An 18791-nucleotide genomic window follows, 5' to 3' on the forward strand; every position below is an offset into this window, starting at 1 on the left:
ACTTAAAAGATTTGATTGACGCTCGTTGTATGGCAAGTAAACCAGTTTAAGAATAAAATTGGAAGTCCGAACCGTACATATTTCGTTACCAATGTAAATTTTTATGGTTAAATGCCGTCTTTTTATACAAAACAATCGTTTTCGTCTTAAGTTAACCAAAACTTAACAACTATAACCTGTTTACAGCTTTTGCTCTATTTTGTAAATAGTTGATTCCTTAAATTCCCATATCCTCAAAATAGCATTACTATCTAAGTGTCTCTTTTTTCGAGTATTCAATGTGGAAAAGCTCTACCATTTTTTAACTTTAGCTTCCGTTGCTTTGTACTGGGTTCTCGTCGCCGGTGTGACCTTTCGTGTCGTACTAAAACGACGCTCTGTCAGCGTTTCTCTCGCGTGGTTGATGGTTATCTACATTATCCCGATTGTTGGCGTGGCCTGTTACTTCCTTTTCGGCGAGCTAAACCTAGGTAGAAAGAGGGCTGAGCGCGCACATCGCATGTTTACTCCGTTCGGTGATTGGTTCCGCCAATTAAATGATTGTCAGGTTCACCTCCCAGGTAAAGTTGGCTCCCCAATCCACAAGATTGATGAGCTTTGTAACAATCGAATGGGTATCCCTGCACTTAGTGGAAACACACTTTCACTGCAAGCTTCACCCAATGAGATCCTTCACGCAATTATCGAAGATATAGAAAACGCACAAACCAGTATCAAAATGGTTTTCTATATTTGGCATCCTGGTGGTCTAACCGACTCCGTAGCCTCTGCACTGATTCGAGCGGCCAAACGTGGCGTAGATGTTAAGGTTTTACTCGATTCAGCAGGTAGTCCACGCTTTTTCAAAAGCCATTGGCGTTCAATGATGAAAGACGCTGGTGTGCAAGTTGTGCAAGCATTAGAAGTAAGCCCATGGCGTATTTTCTTACGTCGCCTTGATTTAAGACAGCACCGTAAGATCATCGTCATTGATGAATCCATCGCCTATACCGGTTCAATGAACATGGTGGATCCGGCGCATTTCAAACAGAGTTCAGGCGTTGGTCAATGGATCGACGTAATGGTCCGAGTCACTGGGCCAACCGTTAACGTACTTTCGGCTATTCATGGTTGGGATTGGGAAGTAGAAACAGGCGAACGCATTCTTCCTGATTTACCTGAATGCCCGATTGAAGAAATAATGACGCACCATCCGGTTCAGGTCGTTCCGTCAGGTCCTGGTATGCCGGAATATTTGATCCTACAAGTTCTGACTATTGCCATTAATCAAGCCAATCGTTCTGTGCGCATCACTACACCTTATTTTGTACCGAGTGCCGACTTGTTAGAAACGCTAAAAATGACAGCACAAAGGGGCGTAAACGTCGAACTGATCATTCCACACAACAACGATTCATTGATGGTTAAATGGGCTTCTCGTGCTTTCTATACAGAGTTACTTGAAGCTGGCGTTAAGATTTACGAATTTTACGGTGGCCTTCTTCACACCAAATCGGTAGTGATTGATGAAGAGTTTTGCTTAATCGGAACGGTCAATATCGACATGCGCAGCCTTTGGCTAAACTTCGAAGTGACACTAGCCGTTGATGACGTGCACTTCACTAAGCAACTGTTTGATTTGCAGCAATCCTATATTGAATCATCTCATCCAGTGGAATTGGAGCAATGGGAGCAGAGAAATTTACGTAACCGCTTCTTCGAACGATTGTTCTATTTGTTCAATCCACTGCTGTAATCCAATCAATGGACCCACTGCGACTCATATCTCTCTGCTTATCAGATTTTTGACCTTTCACGATAAACGACGTGAAAGGTTAAAAAGCGAAAGAAAAGCATAAAAACTCCCCCTCTGCTCTTGCTTTGAATGCTATTGGCATGTTTTAAATAGGACATAACCGATTGATAAGGAATTCACAGCATGTCCGAGAACAAAACCACTAAACTGATCACTGCAGGTCGTGATAAGAAGTGGACCAATGGTGTCGTTAACCCACCAGTACAGCGCGCTTCTACTGTCGTGTTCAACTCAGTAGAAGAAAAGCGTAAAGCTACGATTAATCGCGCTAATAAAACGCTTTTTTACGGACGCCGTGGAACCAACACTCACTTCGCTTTCCAAGATGCCATGGTTGAAGTCGAGGGCGGCGCAGGCTGTGCACTTTACCCTTGTGGTACTGCGGCCATTTCAAATGCCATTCTTTCTTTTGTAGAAACAGGCGATCATATTCTGATGGTCGACACCTGCTACGAACCGACGCGTGATTTCTGTGACACCATCATGAAGAAGATGGGTGTAGAGACGACCTACTACGAGCCAACGATCGGTGAAGGCATCCAAGACCTTATTAAGCCAAACACTAAGGTGCTGTTTACCGAATCTCCTGGGTCAGTCACCATGGAAGTGCAAGACATTCCAACGCTAGCGCGTATTGCTCATGAACACGACATCATCGTGATGCTCGATAACACATGGGCTGCTGGTGTGAACTTCTCACCGTTTGATTTTGGCGTTGATATCTCGATTCAAGCTGCGACCAAATACATTGTTGGTCACTCTGATGTGATGTTAGGTACGGCTGTTGCCAACGAGAAGTGTTGGGATCAACTAAGAGAACAGAGCTATTTGATGGGGCAATGTGTATCACCAGATGACGCTTACCTTGCCCTTCGTGGTATTCGTACTCTTGACGTTCGACTACGCCAACATGCAGAGAGCAGCTTGAAAGTCGCAAAATGGCTGGAGACTCGACCTGAGGTTGATCATGTTCGTCACCCTGCCCTTGAGTCTTGCCCAGGCCATGAATTCTTCAAACGAGATTTCACTGGTGGTAATGGCTTGTTCTCTTTCGTGCTGAAGAACTCAAATACAAAAGCGACCACCGCGCTGCTTGATGGTATGACGCACTTTAGTATGGGTTACTCATGGGGTGGTTTTGAAAGCTTGATTTTAGCGAACGAACCGAACAGCTTTGATAGTCTAAGAACAGTGGCGAACCCTAACTTCGCTGGAACCTTGGTACGTGTTCATATCGGCTTAGAAGACGTTGACGATCTGATTGCGGACCTAGAGGCAGGATTGGAGCGTTACAACGCGCTCGTTTAATTTAAAGCGTTAGCAGACTCAGACCAAAAAGGCAGGATATTCCTGCCTTTTTTAGATTAGCGCATTAGACACATCGCTTTAAAAAGCTACTGAACGTCAAAGCACGCCCAATTGAAAATTTCAGAGCGGTGTTCATTGAACAAGTACAAAGACTGATCCTTAACTGCAATAGCGTAATCAATCGTCACCCCTTTATACTCACTATATTCATTGTTAATAATTGGATCATGGAAAGGGGTCGCCGTTCTCACATCTATAATGCTCATCGACAAATTATTCCCATCAAGCTCATAGTGCCCGAAATACAGATTTTCCATAGTACTCTCCTTACCGTCTTGCTCTGTAATCGTCACAAACTCTCTCATGCTAAAGGTATGGTCAGATTGAAAAGTAAGGCTTATACGCTCATAAAGCGATTGATATGGTTGGAATGCCTGAGATAAAAAATCAGTTTTAATCGTTTTACAATGCCATCGAGTGCCCGCTAATACGTTCTGTTCTGGCAAAAAACTTGCCGCAGCAATTACCATCAAAATGAGTAAACCAATTAGTCGCAAAAGTAACTCCTCTTCTTCATATACTGAGCAAAGGAATCAAAAGACGACTCTACATTGAAAACCGAAGCACTATAATTCAGAACCTCACCATCTTTCCTTTGAATCAACATGTATAACGCGTCATCTTCGGGTTGGTCGACTGATGGGTAAATGCGGACAAATACATCAACGTTACAGTGGCTCGGTATCACCGCTGTAAGCTTTTGAGTAACCGCAGGCAACGAATAGGAGTCATTATGAGCAATATGGAAGAAGTAGTGGTTGGTATTGTCGGTGTAACTGTCACGATATTCCGCTTTATCAATAAAATAAGGCAGAGGCGTATAGTAGGCTTGGAAAAGGTTAAATGCCGTTACTGCGACACAAACCAAAGCGAGCAAATAACCGGCGTTAGCTAGGTGTCTATTAGACACGACATTTGCCTGTTCTTGCTTAACTGCACTCTGGTCTAGATGTGAGTCACTAGGTAGCTCGGAAGAAACAACTTTCGCAGAATCTGCATCAATCAAGACTTCATTTATTGTTAACGGGTCTTGGGTTATTTCTTGGGACATTTCTTGGGACAAAGGTACGTTTTGCTTCAACGTAGAATCGGCAAGCGAGACACCGAGTTCGTAGACTTCTTTACTCGCTTGAGAAGGCACCTCTTCAGTTACTGTGGACCGGCTCAACTCGTCGATTTCAAGAGAATACCCCGTCTTACTAACGGTACGAATCGTCGCGCAACCACAAGTTACCCTAGACAGTGTTTTTCGAATCTTTGAGATAACGTTAGTCAGCGCTTGCTCTGAAACAATTACATTGCCCCAACACCTATCAAATATCAGACCTCGCTCGATGCACTCGCCAGCATTTTCAAGCAAGAATAGAAACACCTTACCTTCTAACGGCGCAATAGTTTCTACGTGGCCATCTTCACGCACAAACTGCCTAAGCAAGGGATCATAACTAGCATCACATATTTGGTAGATTTGTTGTTTCACTATCGTCTTCTAGGTTTGAATTCGGTCGCATATGATATTGAATAGTTTACAAATGACCAGTAAATTTTCCAATTCTCACGCAATTATTTCGCGACGAGAAATAACACTTTTATTTGTGTGGACAACCTTCTAGATGATCATTAACCATACCTGTCGCTTGCATAAACGCGTAACAGATTGTTTCCCCTACAAACTTAAAGCCTCTCTTCTTCAAAAACTTACTCATAGCTTTAGATTGCTCGGTAGAAGCGGGAACTTGAGACATCTCAGTCCAGTTGTTCTCTATCACCTTGTTATCGACAAATTGCCATAAAGCATTTGATAAAGAGCCAAACTCTTTCTGGAGTTCAAGCGTTGCTCGAGCATTACCGTATACAGAGGCGATCTTGCCCTTATGCTTAACCACATCGAAGTTTTCAATGATATGAGGCACGTTGTCTTCGTTCATCGCTGCAAGCTTGTTGAGATCATAGTTATCAAACGCAGCACGATAGCCTTCGCGCTTTTTAAGGATAGTAATCCAGCTAAGACCCGCCTGAGCGCCTTCTAAAGTAATGAACTCAAACAGAACTTGGTCATCATAAACAGGCACGCCCCACTCTGCATCGTGGTACTCCCTTTCTAGCTCATGTTTAAGCGCCCATGCACACGTTCTATCAACTGTATTCGCTTCCATTTCGATAGTCTCTTTTAGTAATCGTACAGAAAAATAATGCCCCAAATAGGGGCATTATTTCAAAGGTTAGTTGACGTTAAGCCACTTCAATTTTATGGAATAAACGATACAGCACAGGTACTACGATTAGCGTGAGTACAGTCGCAAAGCCTAAACCAAACATAATGGTTACTGCCATTGGCTTGAAGAAGATGTCAGGCAGTAACGGAATCATGCCTAGAATCGTTGTAATCGCTGCCATACATACTGGGCGAACACGACTCAATGCTGCATCAACTACCGCAACATAAGGGTCTTTACCTGATTTCATTTCAATCTCAATTTGATCAAGTAATACGATACCGTTCTTAAGTAGCATCCCGGATAAACTCAAGAAGCCTAGCAATGCCATAAAGCCAAATGGTGTATTCAAGGCTAACAAGCCTGTCGTTACTCCGATTAGCGCTAATGGAACCGTTAGCCAAACAATCAACGGCTCTTTGACCGAGTTGAACAAGAACACGGTAATCAAGAACATGAACAGGTAACCCATTGGCATAGTGGTAAACAGTGACGCTTGTGCATCAGCAGATGACTCATATTCACCACCCCACTCCAACGAATAACCCGGTGGCATCTCAATCGCTTCAATTTGTGGCTGTAAGCGTTTCTGTAACGTCGAAGCCGTTTCTTCACCCAATAGGTCGTTGTCGGCCATTACCGTCAGCATACGCTTACGGTTCTTACGGATGATAAGTGGATCTTCCCATTCCAATTCGTAGCCAAGCGTCACTTGTTGCAACGGAATGTATTCGCTTAATGCCGGGCTCCAAATCTTCATACCTTCGATGTTGCGAATATCAATTCGCTCATCTTCAGGTAAACGAGCCACAATAGGCATCAGCGTAGTACCATCACGATACACACCAATCGACTTACCAGAGAAAGACATCGCTAGGAAATCATCAACGTCAGACTTGGTAATACCATAACGACGCGCTTGGCTTTCATTGAACTGAGGCTCTAAGACCTTAGTTCTTTCACGCCAATCATGACGAACGTTAAACGCTCCGTCATCGGCACGCATGATGTCCATAACTTGAGCTGCGATTGAACGTAGCACGGTTGGATCTGAACCGACGATTCGAGCCTCAATTTTCGCACCGCCACCAGGACCTAATTCAATTTGCTTAAGTTTGTAATCAATTTCTGGGAACTGACTGTCAACGTGTTCACGGAAGCGACGCATCAGCCCCTCAAGTACCTGATAATCTTTCACACGAACCGTGATTTCGCCATACGCGCTATAACTCTTCTCGGGTGAGTAGGTCAACATGAAACGCTGCAGACCTTTACCGGCTGTGGTCGTGATATGTTCAACTTCACTTTGTTCCGACAACCAACTCTCAAGCACTCTCAACTTGGTATTAGTAGCTCGAATATCAGTACCTTCTGGCATCCAAACATCCACTTGGAACATCGGAGTAGTTGAAGATGGGAAGAATGCTTGTTTCACAAAGCCAAAACCGTACACACTCGCACCTAAACCAATTACCAGAACGATCATGGTTAGCCACGCGCGTTTCATACAGAACTCAAGGAAGTTTTTATAGATAACAAAAACCATCCCGTTGTATGGGTCTTTGCCTTCGTTATCGGGATCAACCTTCTGTCCTCTGAAGAAGATATCGGCAAAAAACGGCGTGATCGAGATGGCGGTAAACCAACTCAGCATCAATGAAATCAATAGCACCGTGAACAAGGTGCCACAGTATTCGCCCGTTGAATCTTCAGACAAACCTATTGGAGCAAACGCGGTGACCGCAATCACCGTTGCGCCAAGCAGTGGCCATTTGGTTTGGGTCACGATATCAGTGGCGGCCTGCATCCGGGTCCTCCCCTTCTGCGTGCCGATCAATATCCCTTCCACCACCACAATGGCATTATCCACCAGCATCCCCAAGGCAATAACCAACGCGCCCAGTGAAATACGTTGAAGATCGATTTTGAAGTACTGCATGAAAATAAAGGTGCCGAATACGGTCAATAGCAGTATTAAGCCAATCAACAGGCCCGATCGTACTCCCATGAAGAACAGTAACACCACGATTACGATCGCAACCGCCTGCCCTAAACTCACCACAAATCCGCTTACCGACTTGTTCACCTCTTTAGGTTGGTTATAAACCTCGGAGATGTCGATACCGACGGGTTGTTGATATTTAAGCTCGGCGAGTCTTCGATCAAAGTCTTCACCCACTGCGACCACGTTCACGCCTTGCGCAAAAGAGACACCCAGGTTAAGCGCGAGTTCGCCGTTATAACCAATGATGTTACTCGGTACCTCAACGTAACCACGAGTTACATTCGCCACATCTTTTAGATAGATAAGCCCTTGAGCGCCACCTTCCGTAAGAATCAAATCTCCAAGCTGTTCAACGTTTTGGAACTCACCGGTTGGATGGATTCGAATATATTCATCACCAATCCTTACCGCTCCTGCACTTGATACAATATTTTGAGTCGATAAAAGGTTAAATACCGTGCTTGGAGACAGACCCAGAGAGCTTATCCGTTTCATCGATATCTCAATGAACACTTGCTCTTGTTGTTGGCCAGAAACGGAGACTTTACTGACCCCATCAACCAACTCTAGCTCTCGCCTTAGGTAATCAATGTAATCCAGCAACTCTTTGTAGCTATAGCCATCCCCCGTCACCGCCAGCAAAATACCGTAAACATCACCGAAGTCATCGATGACTTGAGGATCATTGACGCCGGGTGGCAGTTCAACCTTGAGATCATTCACTTTTCGGCGAAGTTCATCCCATATTTGCGGAAGATCATCTGGGCCGTAGTTGTTCTTCATCGTCACCGTTACCTGTGATAGGCCGCGGCTAGAGATAGAGTTCACTTCGTCCACATAGGTAAGTTGCTGAATCGCTTTTTCTAGTGGGTAAGTAACTTCTTCTTCGACTTGTTGAGGTGTGGCCCCTGGGTAAGAGGTCACAACCATCGCATCTTTGATGGTAAAGGCAGGATCTTCTAAACGACCCAAGCCGAAAAAGGCAGAGACACCACCAATAAGAAAGATCAGAGATAGCATCCAGCTAATGACTTTGTTACGTATAAAGTAAGAAGCAACACCTGTGATCTGATCATCACCTTGTTGATCGTCATTTTGGGGCTTGTTATTTACTTCACTCATTGTTCGTCTCCTGAGACAATACTTCCACTGTCATCCCATCTCGCAATCGCGATATGCCTGCAACAACGACATGCTGCCCCATTTCCAATCCTTTCATGACCTGCAATGTTTTCTGATTTGCTTTTCCTAATACGACTTGCTGTTTCGAGACGGTACTGTCGTCATTAAGCACCCATACATAAGAGTTCTGACGCGTTAAATCATCGCCATCCGCATTAAACACAGCTTCGATTGGGATAAGTACCCCAGCTTTTAACTCCAAGCCGATATCTCGCCCATTTGATGTCACCTCAACGGCCATACCGTCCAGAATCAAATCATCTTCGGGCATTGGCAAAGCAAGCGTCACCGTAAACGTGCCCGTACTTGGATCCGGTTCAGTGGTGAACTCCTTAATACCTGCAGAGTATTCATTACCACTTGGCACTCTAACCACAGCCTCAACGTTCGATAACAGTTGTTCACTCGGTTGGTTGACGTAGATTTGGTCAGGCAGCTGAATAACAACCTCAACATCTTCGACACTGTGGATATTTACCACTTGTTGGCCTACCTGAATATTTTCATATTGGTCGACACTGACACGAGAAATGATCCCATCAACAGGGGCACGAAGCTTAGTGAACGACAAGCGCAGTTTTGCGAGTTCCAGCTCGGCATAAGCGATCTGGCGTTGAGCAGCAATTTCATCAAACTGTGACTTCGCCAATAAACCTTTCTTCACTAGCGGACTTGAACGTCTGTATTGACTGTTAATTACCGTGTAACGCGCCTGAGCATTGTCGACATCCAGTTGATAATCGGTCGGGTCAAGCTCTGCAATGATGTCTCCTTGTGAAACTCTTTCACCTTCTTTCACATCAAGCTTATTGATTTCACCAGCGACTCGAAAGCTGAGGTGAGCCTTCTCGGCAGCGTTTGCAACCGCAGGGAAATAGAGTTTGTCGCTAAAATCGATGACTGAAATCTCGATAGCTTTAACCAAGGGTGTGTTATTCACTTCTACAACTTGTTTATCTTCACAAGCCGTAAGTAAAGCCAAACACGACAGTCCAGCGGCCACTTTAAGTGTTTTCATGTTATAGCCCCCTTTCCTTGATCCACTCTCGAACTTTAACGCCCGGTTCAAGACCATTAACACCAGAAGTTACGATGCGATCACCATCGTTCAACCCTGAAACAATATGGCGATTTTCATCGATAATGATTGCGACATTTTCAACAATACCGTCGCTATTCACTCGCCACACAGAGACATCATCCCCATCAGTCATCATTGCTGATGTAGGGATTTTTGTAGCCGCCGCTAACGCTGAAACTAAATGAACCGTGCCTGACATACCCGGCAAAATACCAACATCGGTTGGTCTCTCCATTACCATGGTGACTTTGTACGACCCGGTTTTGGGATCCGCTTCGGTATCCACTTCTTGGAATGCTAAAGCGTAGGAGCTACCCGGGAAAGCATCAAAAACCATGGTTGCATCCGTCTCAAACCCTGAAGAAAAGCGCGTGATAAGTTGGTCGGGTAATAAGAATACGACTTTGAGGATTTGATTAGTTTGAATATTCATCACGCCTTGTTTGGCAGCGATATATTCATGGTTTTCAGCAGGAATGATGGAGATAGTACCATCGTAAGGCGCAACCAAGGTGGTATAACGTAGGTTGGCTTTTGCTTGGTTAAGCACCGCTTTAGCAGAATTATGATTAGCTTTCGCTTGGTCGAAGTCTTGCTCAGATACGACGCGATCTTTGCGCAACTTAATTGAACGTTGGTATTGAACATCGGCAAGCTTAAAGTTGGCTCTCGCTTGCTTCTCTAACAACTGATATTCGTCAGGATTAAGCGTTGCAAGCCCATCACCTTTGGTAACCTGTTGACCAGATGTGACATCGATAGTCTGAAGTAGCCCTGGAACACGAAATGCCAGTACTGCTTTGTCACCCGCTTCTGTGGTGGCAGGAAAGCTACGTTCAAAGGCATTACTACCGACGGAGACAGTGAAGAGTTTGGCGGGTCTAGAATCAGGTTCAGGTACGGGAGGAAGCTCCTTACCACACCCAGACAACCCAGCTAAGGCTGTCAATAGGACAACGGAGGCTCTATACATTAGTGATCATCCATAACTATAAATATTTTTATAACATAGATTAATCACATGTAACTTACCAGTTATCGTAAGATTTATTGAGACAAAATTATTAAAAAAAATAACGGCTTGGAATAAATTTTCCTAAACCGTTATCTAATGTTTTTCAGGTTTACCACTACATGTTCTTAAATGCGCGATCGACTTTGAAAGTATCCGAAGTCACATAAGCTTCCATATTGCGGACACTGGTCTCTAATTTCTGGAAATCACCCTCTAAAGTGCCCAGTAACGACTCTGCGGTTTGCCCTTTTTCCCAAGGTTTTTGCTTCAGCGTGTGCTCTTGTTTGGCTTTCATCTGATCGACATACTGAGGTGGTTGTTTTTCAAGCATAAATGTCAAAGCTAAATACGCTAATAACACCAAAAAGCTACCACCAAGCAGTGCCGCCGAGATAACCAAGATGCGAACCAACCACACTTCCAAGCCAAAATAGTTCGCTAACCCTGCGCAGACGCCAGACAGCTTACCGTTAATAGGATCGCGATACAGTTCTCTACTCATAGTTTCGTCTCCAGTTAGGTGACTCCGCATCCAGTATTTTTTCTAGCGTTTTCACTCGGTCTTGCATCGATTCAGCTTGAGCAGAAAGCTTGTGCAAACGCTGAAGATCCGTTTCTGAAAGACCATTACTGGATTTCTTCTTGCTGCGGTAATGTAAGAACAACCATAGCGGTGCCACGAAGATTAAAAAGACAATCAGTGGGCCTGCAATTAGAAATGTTGACATAGACAACTCCTAAATTATTTATCGCGGTTTTCAACTTGTTGCTTCAGTTTCGCCAGCTCTTTTTCAATTTCATCTTGAGCTTGTAACTCTGCAAACTCTTGATCTAAAGATTTTGCGTTACCTGTTTTCGCGTAAACGTCCGCTTCGGCTTCTAATTCATCCACTTTACGCGAGAATTGTTCAAACTTCGCCATTGCTTCGTTGGTTTTGCTTGAATGCAGATGTTTTTGAACATCACGACGATTAGTCGCAGCATTATTACGAATCATCAATGCTTGTTGCTTTGCGCGAGTTTCTACGATTTTAGTTTCGAGCTTACCAATCTCACTGGTCAGCTTTTCGATGGTTTCGTGAACCAAGGTTTGCTCTGTGTGAAGGCTTTTGATGATATCTTCAAGTTTTTGCTTTTCGATTAGCGCCGCTCTAGCTAAGTCTTCGCGTTGTTTAGTCAGTGCTAGTGTCGCTTTATTTTGCCAATCTAGAATCTGAGTTTCGATAGCTTCAACTTTACGTGCTAACTCTTTTTTATCTGCGATAGCTTTAGCGGAGTTAGTGCGAACCTCAACCAGCGTATCTTCCATTTCTTGGATAATCAGGCGAATCATCTTTTCAGGATCTTCAGCCTTGTCTAAAAGTGCACTGATGTTCGAATTTACAATGTCTGCAAAGCGAGAAAAAATACCCATGAGGAACTCCTTAATTACAATGATGGCAAATGTGCTTTAAAGCGTTATTCGATTTATCAATCCACTTGCTCAAAAATTTACGTTTGTTGTTAAACCTACCATAAGTAATCCAAGTAACGTGCCAACTTTTAAGCCATTTATTATCAGGCACTTACAATAAAATGGTGATTAACCCGAACCATGCTATGATGAATTTGGCCAAGTATTGGTATTTTTCACCACTACGACTCTTATACTTAAGCTATTTACATGACGTGACTTAAATAAAGCCCTCTAAATCACATCCATCGGCGCTCAAATCGCACAAGGACCCGCTATGCAGCAGAACCTCATTGGTGAATCACCCAGTTTTCTCTCCGTTTTAGATAAAGTATCTCAACTCGCACCAATCGAAAGACCGATCCTGATCATTGGAGAGCGTGGGACGGGTAAAGAGCTCATAGCTCAAAGGCTGCATTACCTTTCAAGGCGATGGGATCAGCCGTTGATCTCACTTAATTGCTCAACGCTCAGTGAAGGTTTGATTGATTCTGAGTTGTTTGGTCATGAGTCTGGTTCCTTTACTGGTTCAAAAGGTCGTCATCAGGGTCGATTTGAAAGAGCGGAAGGTGGAACACTGTTTCTTGATGAGCTCGCAACCACGCCCCTAGCCGTTCAAGAGAAGCTATTGCGCGTTATTGAATACGGGCAGTATGAACGTGTCGGCGGACAAAAAGCTTTAAGTGCCAACGTAAGACTGGTTTGCGCGACCAACGCTGACTTGCCAGACATGGCATTAAGGGGCGAATTCAGAGCTGACTTATTGGACAGGCTAGCGTTTGACGTGATTACTATTCCCCCTCTTCGAGAGCGAAAAGAAGACATCACGCTGCTGGCGGAATACTACGCCATTAAGATGTGCCGTGAATTAGAATTGGAGTTGTTTGTTGGCTTTGCTCCGTCTGCCGTAGAGGCGCTGCTGGATTATTCATGGCCAGGGAATGTGCGAGAACTCAAGAACGTTATTGAGCGCGCAGTCTACCAGCACGGTAAAGACCCATATCCTATTGAATCTTTGGTGTTTAACCCATTCAAACCCGCATGGAAAATAGATCAAGATTCCACGCATGAAATTGGCAATGCGCCGTCCAACAGCCATACTTCATCAGAGAGCTCGTTTTCTTTGCCACTTGATTACAAAGCATGGCAAGAACAACAAGACATCAAGCTGCTCAATCAAGCCCTAAAGCAAAGCAAGTATAACCAGAAACAAGCAGCAGAATTACTTGGATTAACCTACAACCAATTACGTGGAATGGTGAGGAAGTACGCGATTGTCGGACAAGCTAACGATAAATAGTTGTCCGCACTTGATTATTATTTGGAGCCGAATAAATAAAATGTTAAATTGTCCGGATCTTGAGGCTCCTCTAACGCCTCGTTTCGAAAAGTATTTCTTTTTATGAAAGCACTAATAAGACTATCACTGAGCATCTGCACGCTGAGCTTTTTAGCTGGATGTGGTGAGAGTGTGAATCACGAGCAAATCCGTGAAAAAGGCTTCATTTATTGCGGCCAAGGTAATCCTAGTACTTTCAACCCACAACTGGTTGATAGTGGCATTACCTCAGAATCGCTGAGCCCTCAAATTTTCGATACACTGCTCACTCTTGATCCAATGACTTATCGACCAAAACAGAACTTGGCAACAAGCTGGTCTGTCGATGAATCAGGTACAGAGTACACTTTCAAACTGCGCCCTAATGTTGCGTTTCAAACCACAGACTGGTTTACCCCAACTCGCAGTATGAATGCACAAGATGTGGTCTTTAGTTTTGAGCGAATCATTGACAGTTCAAACCCATTTCATTATGTGGGCGGCGGCCTATACCCATGGTTTGCTGGTATCGACTTCCAAAACCTGATCGTCAATATCACTGCGGTTGATGACCTAACAGTGAAATTCCAATTAAGTCGCCCAGACAATTCATTCCTCAACAATATCGCCACCAGCTATGCGGTCATTCACTCTAAAGAATATGCCAATAAACTCATTGCTACGGATGAAAAGAATGAAATAGACTCCAAGCCCGTTGGCACAGGTCCTTTCTACTTGGATGAATACCAAATCAATGATCTAGTTCGCTTGAAAAAGAACAAGCACTATTGGAAGGGTGACGTAGAAATGGACCAAGTTGTGTTTGATACTTCACAACGTGGGACAGGGACTCTTGCCAAGCTACTTCGTAGTGAGTGTGATGTATTGAACTCACCGATTTCTAGTCAGATTCCTATTATTCAAGCTCATGAAGAGTTGAAGATTTCCGCCACGCCTGCGGTTAATGTCTCTTTCATCGCACTGAACACCGAGCACCCTGCACTGCGTGACTCACGAGTGCGCAAAGCGCTGAACTTGGCTATCAATCGTCAGAACATTCTTGATTCTGTTTATTACGGTACGGGCACGAAAGCCTACACTCTCTTGCCACCGACCTCTTGGGCTTACCAAAAAGACAGCGTTCAAGTTCGCTATGACCGCAACTACGCAGTTGCGCTTCTTAAAGAAGCCGGGGTAGAACCTGGGCTAGAGCTTTCAATGTGGGTTCCTTTAGAACCAAGAGCTTACAACCCAAGCCCAAGAAAAACAGCAGAATTAATCCAAGCAAATTTAGCTGATATTGGTATCGAACTTAAGCTCTATACCGACGACCGATTTGATCGTACACAGCTGTCATCCATTTCCTCAACGGACTTGTTGCTCACAGGTTGGATCGGCAATACGGGCGACCCAGACAACTTCTTACGTCCGCTTCTTTCATGTAGCTCAGAACGAGCAGGATTAAACGTCTCTATGTGGTGTAATTCAGACTTTGATTTCCTTCTCGACTTAGCATTAGAGATCAATCAACAAAGGCACCGTGTGAACTTGTATCGACAAGCCCAAAACATTCTCAATGAAGAAGTTCCTGTGATTCCTCTCGCTCATGGCGTGCAATTCCGCGTGCACGATCGTTCGCTAAGTGGCTTTAAGCAGAGCCCGTTCAATGCTCAACCTTTTGATCAAGTCAGAAGAGAGGTGCAGTGATGTTTTGGTATACATTAAGACGTGTAAACTTATTCATTATTACACTGGGGATCCTGACGTTAGTGGGGTTCGCTCTGCTTCGACTAGACCAAACCTCACCCTGGGCGATTCAAGATTTTTGGCCCGGTTGGCTTAGCTATATCACAGAATTATCGACACTGAACTTTGGCTTGAGCAAGCACGGAGCGCCTATCATCGATGAGCTTGTCGTGGTATTCCCTGCAACGTTAGAGCTGTGTTTCTTTGCTTTTGTGCTTGCGCTGTTTATCGGCATCCCTTTCGGCACTATTGCTGGCATGAGACAGGGCAAGTTTGTCGATACCACCATATCGTTTACTTCAATGGCCGGTTACTCTGCACCTATATTTTGGGTCGCACTGCTGATGATCATGGTGTTTTCGTTGCACTTTGAGATGTTCCCAGTTGGTGGGCGATACGACCTGCTTTACGAAATTGAACACGTCACTGGCTTCGCTATAATTGATGCCTTTTTTGCAGAAGGTCGTTATCGAGCACACGCACTGCAAAGTGTTATCGAACATATGGCGTTACCTTGTCTTGTATTGGCACTCGCCCCAACGACTCAGGTAATTCGACTGATGAGAGCGTCAGTGGCTGAAGTGATGACTCAAAACTACATCCGCGCCGCACGAATTAAAGGTCTTTCAACAAGAGAGATCGTCACGCAGCACGTGTTAAGAAATGCGATACCACCGATTATTCCTAAGGTCGGCGTTCAACTATCAAGTATGTTAACGCTCGCTATTATTACCGAGTCTATCTTTAACTGGCCGGGTATTGGCCGCTGGTTATTGGATGCTTTATCTAATCAAGATTACGTTTCAATTCAAGCGGGCGTGATCGTGGTAGCAACCTTGGTTTTGACCGCAAACATTCTGTCCGATCTATTGGGCGCGATGGTCAATCCACTGGTAAGGAAGGAATGGTATGCTAACAAATAACGTCTACCAAGAAGAGCAGATTCCAACCCAGTTCGAGCGTTTCTGGCGCAGCTTCCGTGGCAATAATCTCGCTATGTTTGGACTGTGGTGTTTGGCCTTAATCATTCTAATCACCGTCACTTCACCATGGCTAGCTCCGCATGATGCTCAAGAACAAACGGGACACCTGTTAACCCCACCCTCTTGGGATCCCTCAGGAACAGTTGAGTATTTCTTAGGTACCGATGACTTAGGCCGAGATATTCTTTCTCGTCTGATTATCGGCTCTCAGCTGACGTTTGGTGCCGCGGTTGTGATTACCTTTATCGCAGCAGTCATTGGTTGCCTGATTGGCGTACTTGCGGGGATGACTCGTGGATTACTATCAAGCACGCTAAACCACCTGCTTGATACCGTTATGTCGATTCCGTCTCTGTTACTGGCCATTATCTTCGTGGCGTTTCTTGGTTTTGGCGAGTTTAATATCTTGCTTGCCTTATGTTTAGCATTGATTCCACGCTTTATTCGTTCGGTATACATTGCCGTGCACGCTGAGGTAGAAAAAGACTATATTTTGGCTTCTCGCCTCGATGGTGCGAACGACTTCTACCTTTTATGGAATTCAATCCTTCCTAATATTCTTACCGTGGTGGCACTTGAAATTACTCTGGCATTGTCAGTCGCCATTCTTGATATCACGGCTTTGGGTTTCTTAGGGCTTGGCGCTCAAGCACCAAGTACCGAATGGGGCTCAATCTTGGGTGACTCTGTAGAGCTGATTTACCTCGCACCATGGACAGTAACCCTACCCGGTTTAGCCATTATGTTTACAGTGATCGTGATTAACCTCGTCGGTGAAGGTGTTCGCCAAGCGCTAAATGCAGGAATCGAATAATGCCTTTACTTGATATTCGACATCTAACCATCGAGATTGAGACCCCTCAAGGGATGGTTAAAGCCGTTGACAGAATGAGTCTTACCCTCAATGAAGGGGAAATTCGCGGCTTAGTAGGTGAATCAGGCTCAGGCAAGAGCTTGGTTGCAAAAGCGATCGTTGGGGTTTGTAAAGAAAACTGGAAAGTATCTGCCGACCGAATGCGCCTTGGCAATATCGACCTCCTGCAACTGACACCCAAAGAACGACGCCGAGTTATTGCTCGTGATATCGCGATGATCTTTCAAGAGCCATCCTCCTGTCTTGATCCATCTGAAAAAGTGGGCCATCAACTGATTGAAGCGATTCCTTCCTATTCGTTTGAAGGTCGGTGGTGGCAGAGATTCAAATGGCGTAAGAAGCAGGCCATCGCTCTACTTCACAAAGTCGGTATTAAAGATCACTCTCGTCTTATGGACAGTTACTCTTATGAGTTGACCGATGGTGAGTGTCAAAAAGTTATGATCGCCATGGCGATCGCAGCCAAACCAAAAGTCTTGATCGCTGATGAACCAACCAACGATCTAGATCCGATCACACAGTCTCAAATATTGCGTCTGTTGAGTCGTATGAATCAGATCAATAACACGACCATCGTGCTGATCGGCCATGACTTAACCACCATTACCCAATGGGCAACCCGCATTACCGTTATGTACTGTGGTCAGTCTGTGGAATCAGCGGATACGCAGAAGCTGTTAGATGCACCTAAACACCCATATACCGTCGCTCTACTGAAAGCGATGCCTGACTTTAACGACTGGATTCCTCATAAAGAGAAGCTACAGTCTTTGCCAGGTTCAATCCCTCCGTTGCAGCACCTTCCTATTGGTTGTCGACTAGGACCACGTTGCCCGTATGCGCAAAGGCAATGTGTTGAGATTCCTTATACCAAACGAATCAAAAACCATAAGTTCAATTGTCACTTCCCTCTTAATATGGAGAAGAAAAAGAAATCATGAGTGCATTATTAGAAGTCATTGATTTATCTAAAGACTTTACGACTCGCTCTGGTCTTTTCCGTAAAAAGATTCATCAGGCAGTGAAACCAGTAAGCTTTTCGCTTGAGGCGGGACAGACGATTGGTTTTATCGGTCAGAATGGTTCAGGAAAGTCGACATTAGCAAGAATGCTAGCGGGCATGGTAGAGCCAACTGCGGGCGAGATTCGTGTGAACGGTGAAAAGCTAGAGCACAAGGACTACTCGACTCGCTGTAAGCTGATTCGAATGATCTTCCAAGATCCGAACACCTCGCTTAACCCGCGCATTCAGATTGGTCGAATTCTTGAAGGTCCATTAAAGCGAAACACCAATATGCCACCAGAAGCCCGTATGCGTCGTGTGAAAGACACCCTATTACGTGTGGGTCTTCTACCGGAACATGCTTACTTCTACCCGCAGATGCTGGCTGCAGGTCAGAAACAAAGGGTTTGTTTGGCTCGTGCCTTGATTCTTCAGCCATCCATCATCGTTGCTGATGAGGCGTTGAATGGTTTAGACATGGCAATGCGCTCGCAAATCATCAACCTGTTCTTAGAGTTACAAGAAGAGATGGGCGTATCGTTCGTTTATGTATCTCAACACCTCGGTATTGTTAAGCACATTACAGACAAAATCATCGTCATGCACGAAGGTAATGTGGTTGAGAGTGGGGAAACGGATCAAGTGCTAACCAATCCAACTCACCAAATCACCCAAAGATTGGTTGAGAGCCATTTCTCCAAAGCGCCGAACCACTAACCTCGAATCACGCTACGTTTAACAAAGGGGAAAGG

17 protein-coding genes are annotated in these 18791 nt (G+C 44.7%); 8 read left to right on the top strand and 9 right to left on the bottom strand.

Translation table 11 applies throughout. The features are described from left to right. Positions 1 to 280: 280 nt before the first annotated feature. Positions 281 to 1735, top strand: a complete 1455-nt coding sequence (gene cls / locus L3V35_RS09450) for a cardiolipin synthase (protein WP_004734615.1) — start codon at positions 281 to 283, stop codon at positions 1733 to 1735. Positions 1736 to 1918: 183 nt separating this feature from the next. Beyond that, positions 1919 to 3103, top strand: coding sequence for a cystathionine beta-lyase (locus tag L3V35_RS09455; RefSeq protein ID WP_017094405.1), 1185 nt, complete (start codon positions 1919 to 1921; stop codon positions 3101 to 3103). Positions 3104 to 3189: 86 nt separating this feature from the next. On the opposite strand, the gene L3V35_RS09460 is transcribed toward L3V35_RS09455, so the two are convergent. The 9 genes from L3V35_RS09460 to pspA all read right to left on the bottom strand — a co-directional run bounded on the left by L3V35_RS09460 (position 3190) and on the right by pspA (position 12076). Continuing rightward, positions 3190 to 3660 carry a hypothetical protein gene (locus L3V35_RS09460; protein WP_054546637.1) on the bottom strand — a complete coding sequence of 157 codons (471 nt, stop codon included), beginning with the start codon at positions 3658 to 3660 and terminating at the stop codon, positions 3190 to 3192. After that, positions 3651 to 4643 carry a winged helix-turn-helix domain-containing protein gene (locus tag L3V35_RS09465; protein WP_054546638.1) on the bottom strand — a complete coding sequence of 331 codons (993 nt, stop codon included), beginning with the start codon at positions 4641 to 4643 and terminating at the stop codon, positions 3651 to 3653. The genes L3V35_RS09460 and L3V35_RS09465 overlap by 10 nt, the downstream gene beginning before the upstream one ends. Positions 4644 to 4752: 109 nt before the next feature. Then, on the bottom strand, positions 4753 to 5319 hold the full coding sequence (locus L3V35_RS09470; protein WP_017093177.1) for a DNA-3-methyladenine glycosylase I: 567 nt from the start codon (positions 5317 to 5319) through the stop codon (positions 4753 to 4755). Positions 5320 to 5395: 76 nt separating this feature from the next. Beyond that, a complete protein-coding gene (locus L3V35_RS09475; RefSeq protein WP_017083278.1) occupies positions 5396 to 8506 on the bottom strand; it encodes an efflux RND transporter permease subunit in 3111 nt (1036 codons plus the stop codon). After that, positions 8499 to 9584: an efflux RND transporter periplasmic adaptor subunit gene (locus L3V35_RS09480; protein ID WP_065205529.1), complete on the bottom strand. Its 1086-nt coding sequence runs from the start codon at positions 9582 to 9584 to the stop codon at positions 8499 to 8501. The genes L3V35_RS09475 and L3V35_RS09480 overlap by 8 nt, the downstream gene beginning before the upstream one ends. 1 nt (position 9585) lies before the next feature. Next, a complete protein-coding gene (locus L3V35_RS09485) occupies positions 9586 to 10620 on the bottom strand; it encodes an efflux RND transporter periplasmic adaptor subunit (RefSeq protein WP_065205530.1) in 1035 nt (344 codons plus the stop codon). 157 nt (positions 10621 to 10777) lie between these two features. Next, positions 10778 to 11164, bottom strand: coding sequence for an envelope stress response membrane protein PspC (pspC, locus tag L3V35_RS09490; RefSeq protein WP_029405178.1), 387 nt, complete (start codon positions 11162 to 11164; stop codon positions 10778 to 10780). Further along, positions 11157 to 11390, bottom strand: coding sequence for an envelope stress response membrane protein PspB (gene pspB / locus L3V35_RS09495; protein ID WP_004734605.1), 234 nt, complete (start codon positions 11388 to 11390; stop codon positions 11157 to 11159). Before pspB ends, pspC begins: the two co-directional genes overlap by 8 nt. 14 nt (positions 11391 to 11404) lie before the next feature. After that, positions 11405 to 12076, bottom strand: coding sequence for a phage shock protein PspA (pspA, locus tag L3V35_RS09500; RefSeq protein WP_065205531.1), 672 nt, complete (start codon positions 12074 to 12076; stop codon positions 11405 to 11407). A 316-nt stretch (positions 12077 to 12392) separates the two neighbouring features. Between pspA and pspF the strand changes: the two genes are divergently transcribed. From pspF to L3V35_RS09530, 6 genes are all read left to right on the top strand, one after another. After that, a complete protein-coding gene (pspF, locus tag L3V35_RS09505; protein ID WP_004734603.1) occupies positions 12393 to 13415 on the top strand; it encodes a phage shock protein operon transcriptional activator in 1023 nt (340 codons plus the stop codon). A 102-nt stretch (positions 13416 to 13517) separates the two neighbouring features. Continuing rightward, the gene (gene sapA, locus L3V35_RS09510) at positions 13518 to 15140 is read left to right on the top strand and encodes an ABC transporter substrate-binding protein SapA (RefSeq protein ID WP_054546643.1); all 1623 of its coding nucleotides are present in this window, start codon (positions 13518 to 13520) and stop codon (positions 15138 to 15140) included. Beyond that, positions 15140 to 16102, top strand: coding sequence for an ABC transporter permease subunit (locus L3V35_RS09515; RefSeq protein WP_004734601.1), 963 nt, complete (start codon positions 15140 to 15142; stop codon positions 16100 to 16102). Before sapA ends, L3V35_RS09515 begins: the two co-directional genes overlap by 1 nt. Beyond that, entirely contained in the window at positions 16089 to 16976 is an 888-nt protein-coding gene (gene sapC, locus L3V35_RS09520; RefSeq protein ID WP_017078998.1) for a putrescine export ABC transporter permease SapC, read from the top strand. Before L3V35_RS09515 ends, sapC begins: the two co-directional genes overlap by 14 nt. Continuing rightward, positions 16976 to 17977: an oligopeptide/dipeptide ABC transporter ATP-binding protein gene (locus L3V35_RS09525; protein WP_017078997.1), complete on the top strand. Its 1002-nt coding sequence runs from the start codon at positions 16976 to 16978 to the stop codon at positions 17975 to 17977. Before sapC ends, L3V35_RS09525 begins: the two co-directional genes overlap by 1 nt. Next, positions 17974 to 18756 carry an ATP-binding cassette domain-containing protein gene (locus L3V35_RS09530; RefSeq protein WP_004734598.1) on the top strand — a complete coding sequence of 261 codons (783 nt, stop codon included), beginning with the start codon at positions 17974 to 17976 and terminating at the stop codon, positions 18754 to 18756. Before L3V35_RS09525 ends, L3V35_RS09530 begins: the two co-directional genes overlap by 4 nt. Positions 18757 to 18791 lie beyond the last annotated feature (35 nt).

The sequence above is a fragment of the Vibrio sp. L5-1 genome, from assembly GCF_021728315.1.
Lineage (GTDB): Bacteria > Pseudomonadota > Gammaproteobacteria > Enterobacterales > Vibrionaceae > Vibrio > Vibrio splendidus_K.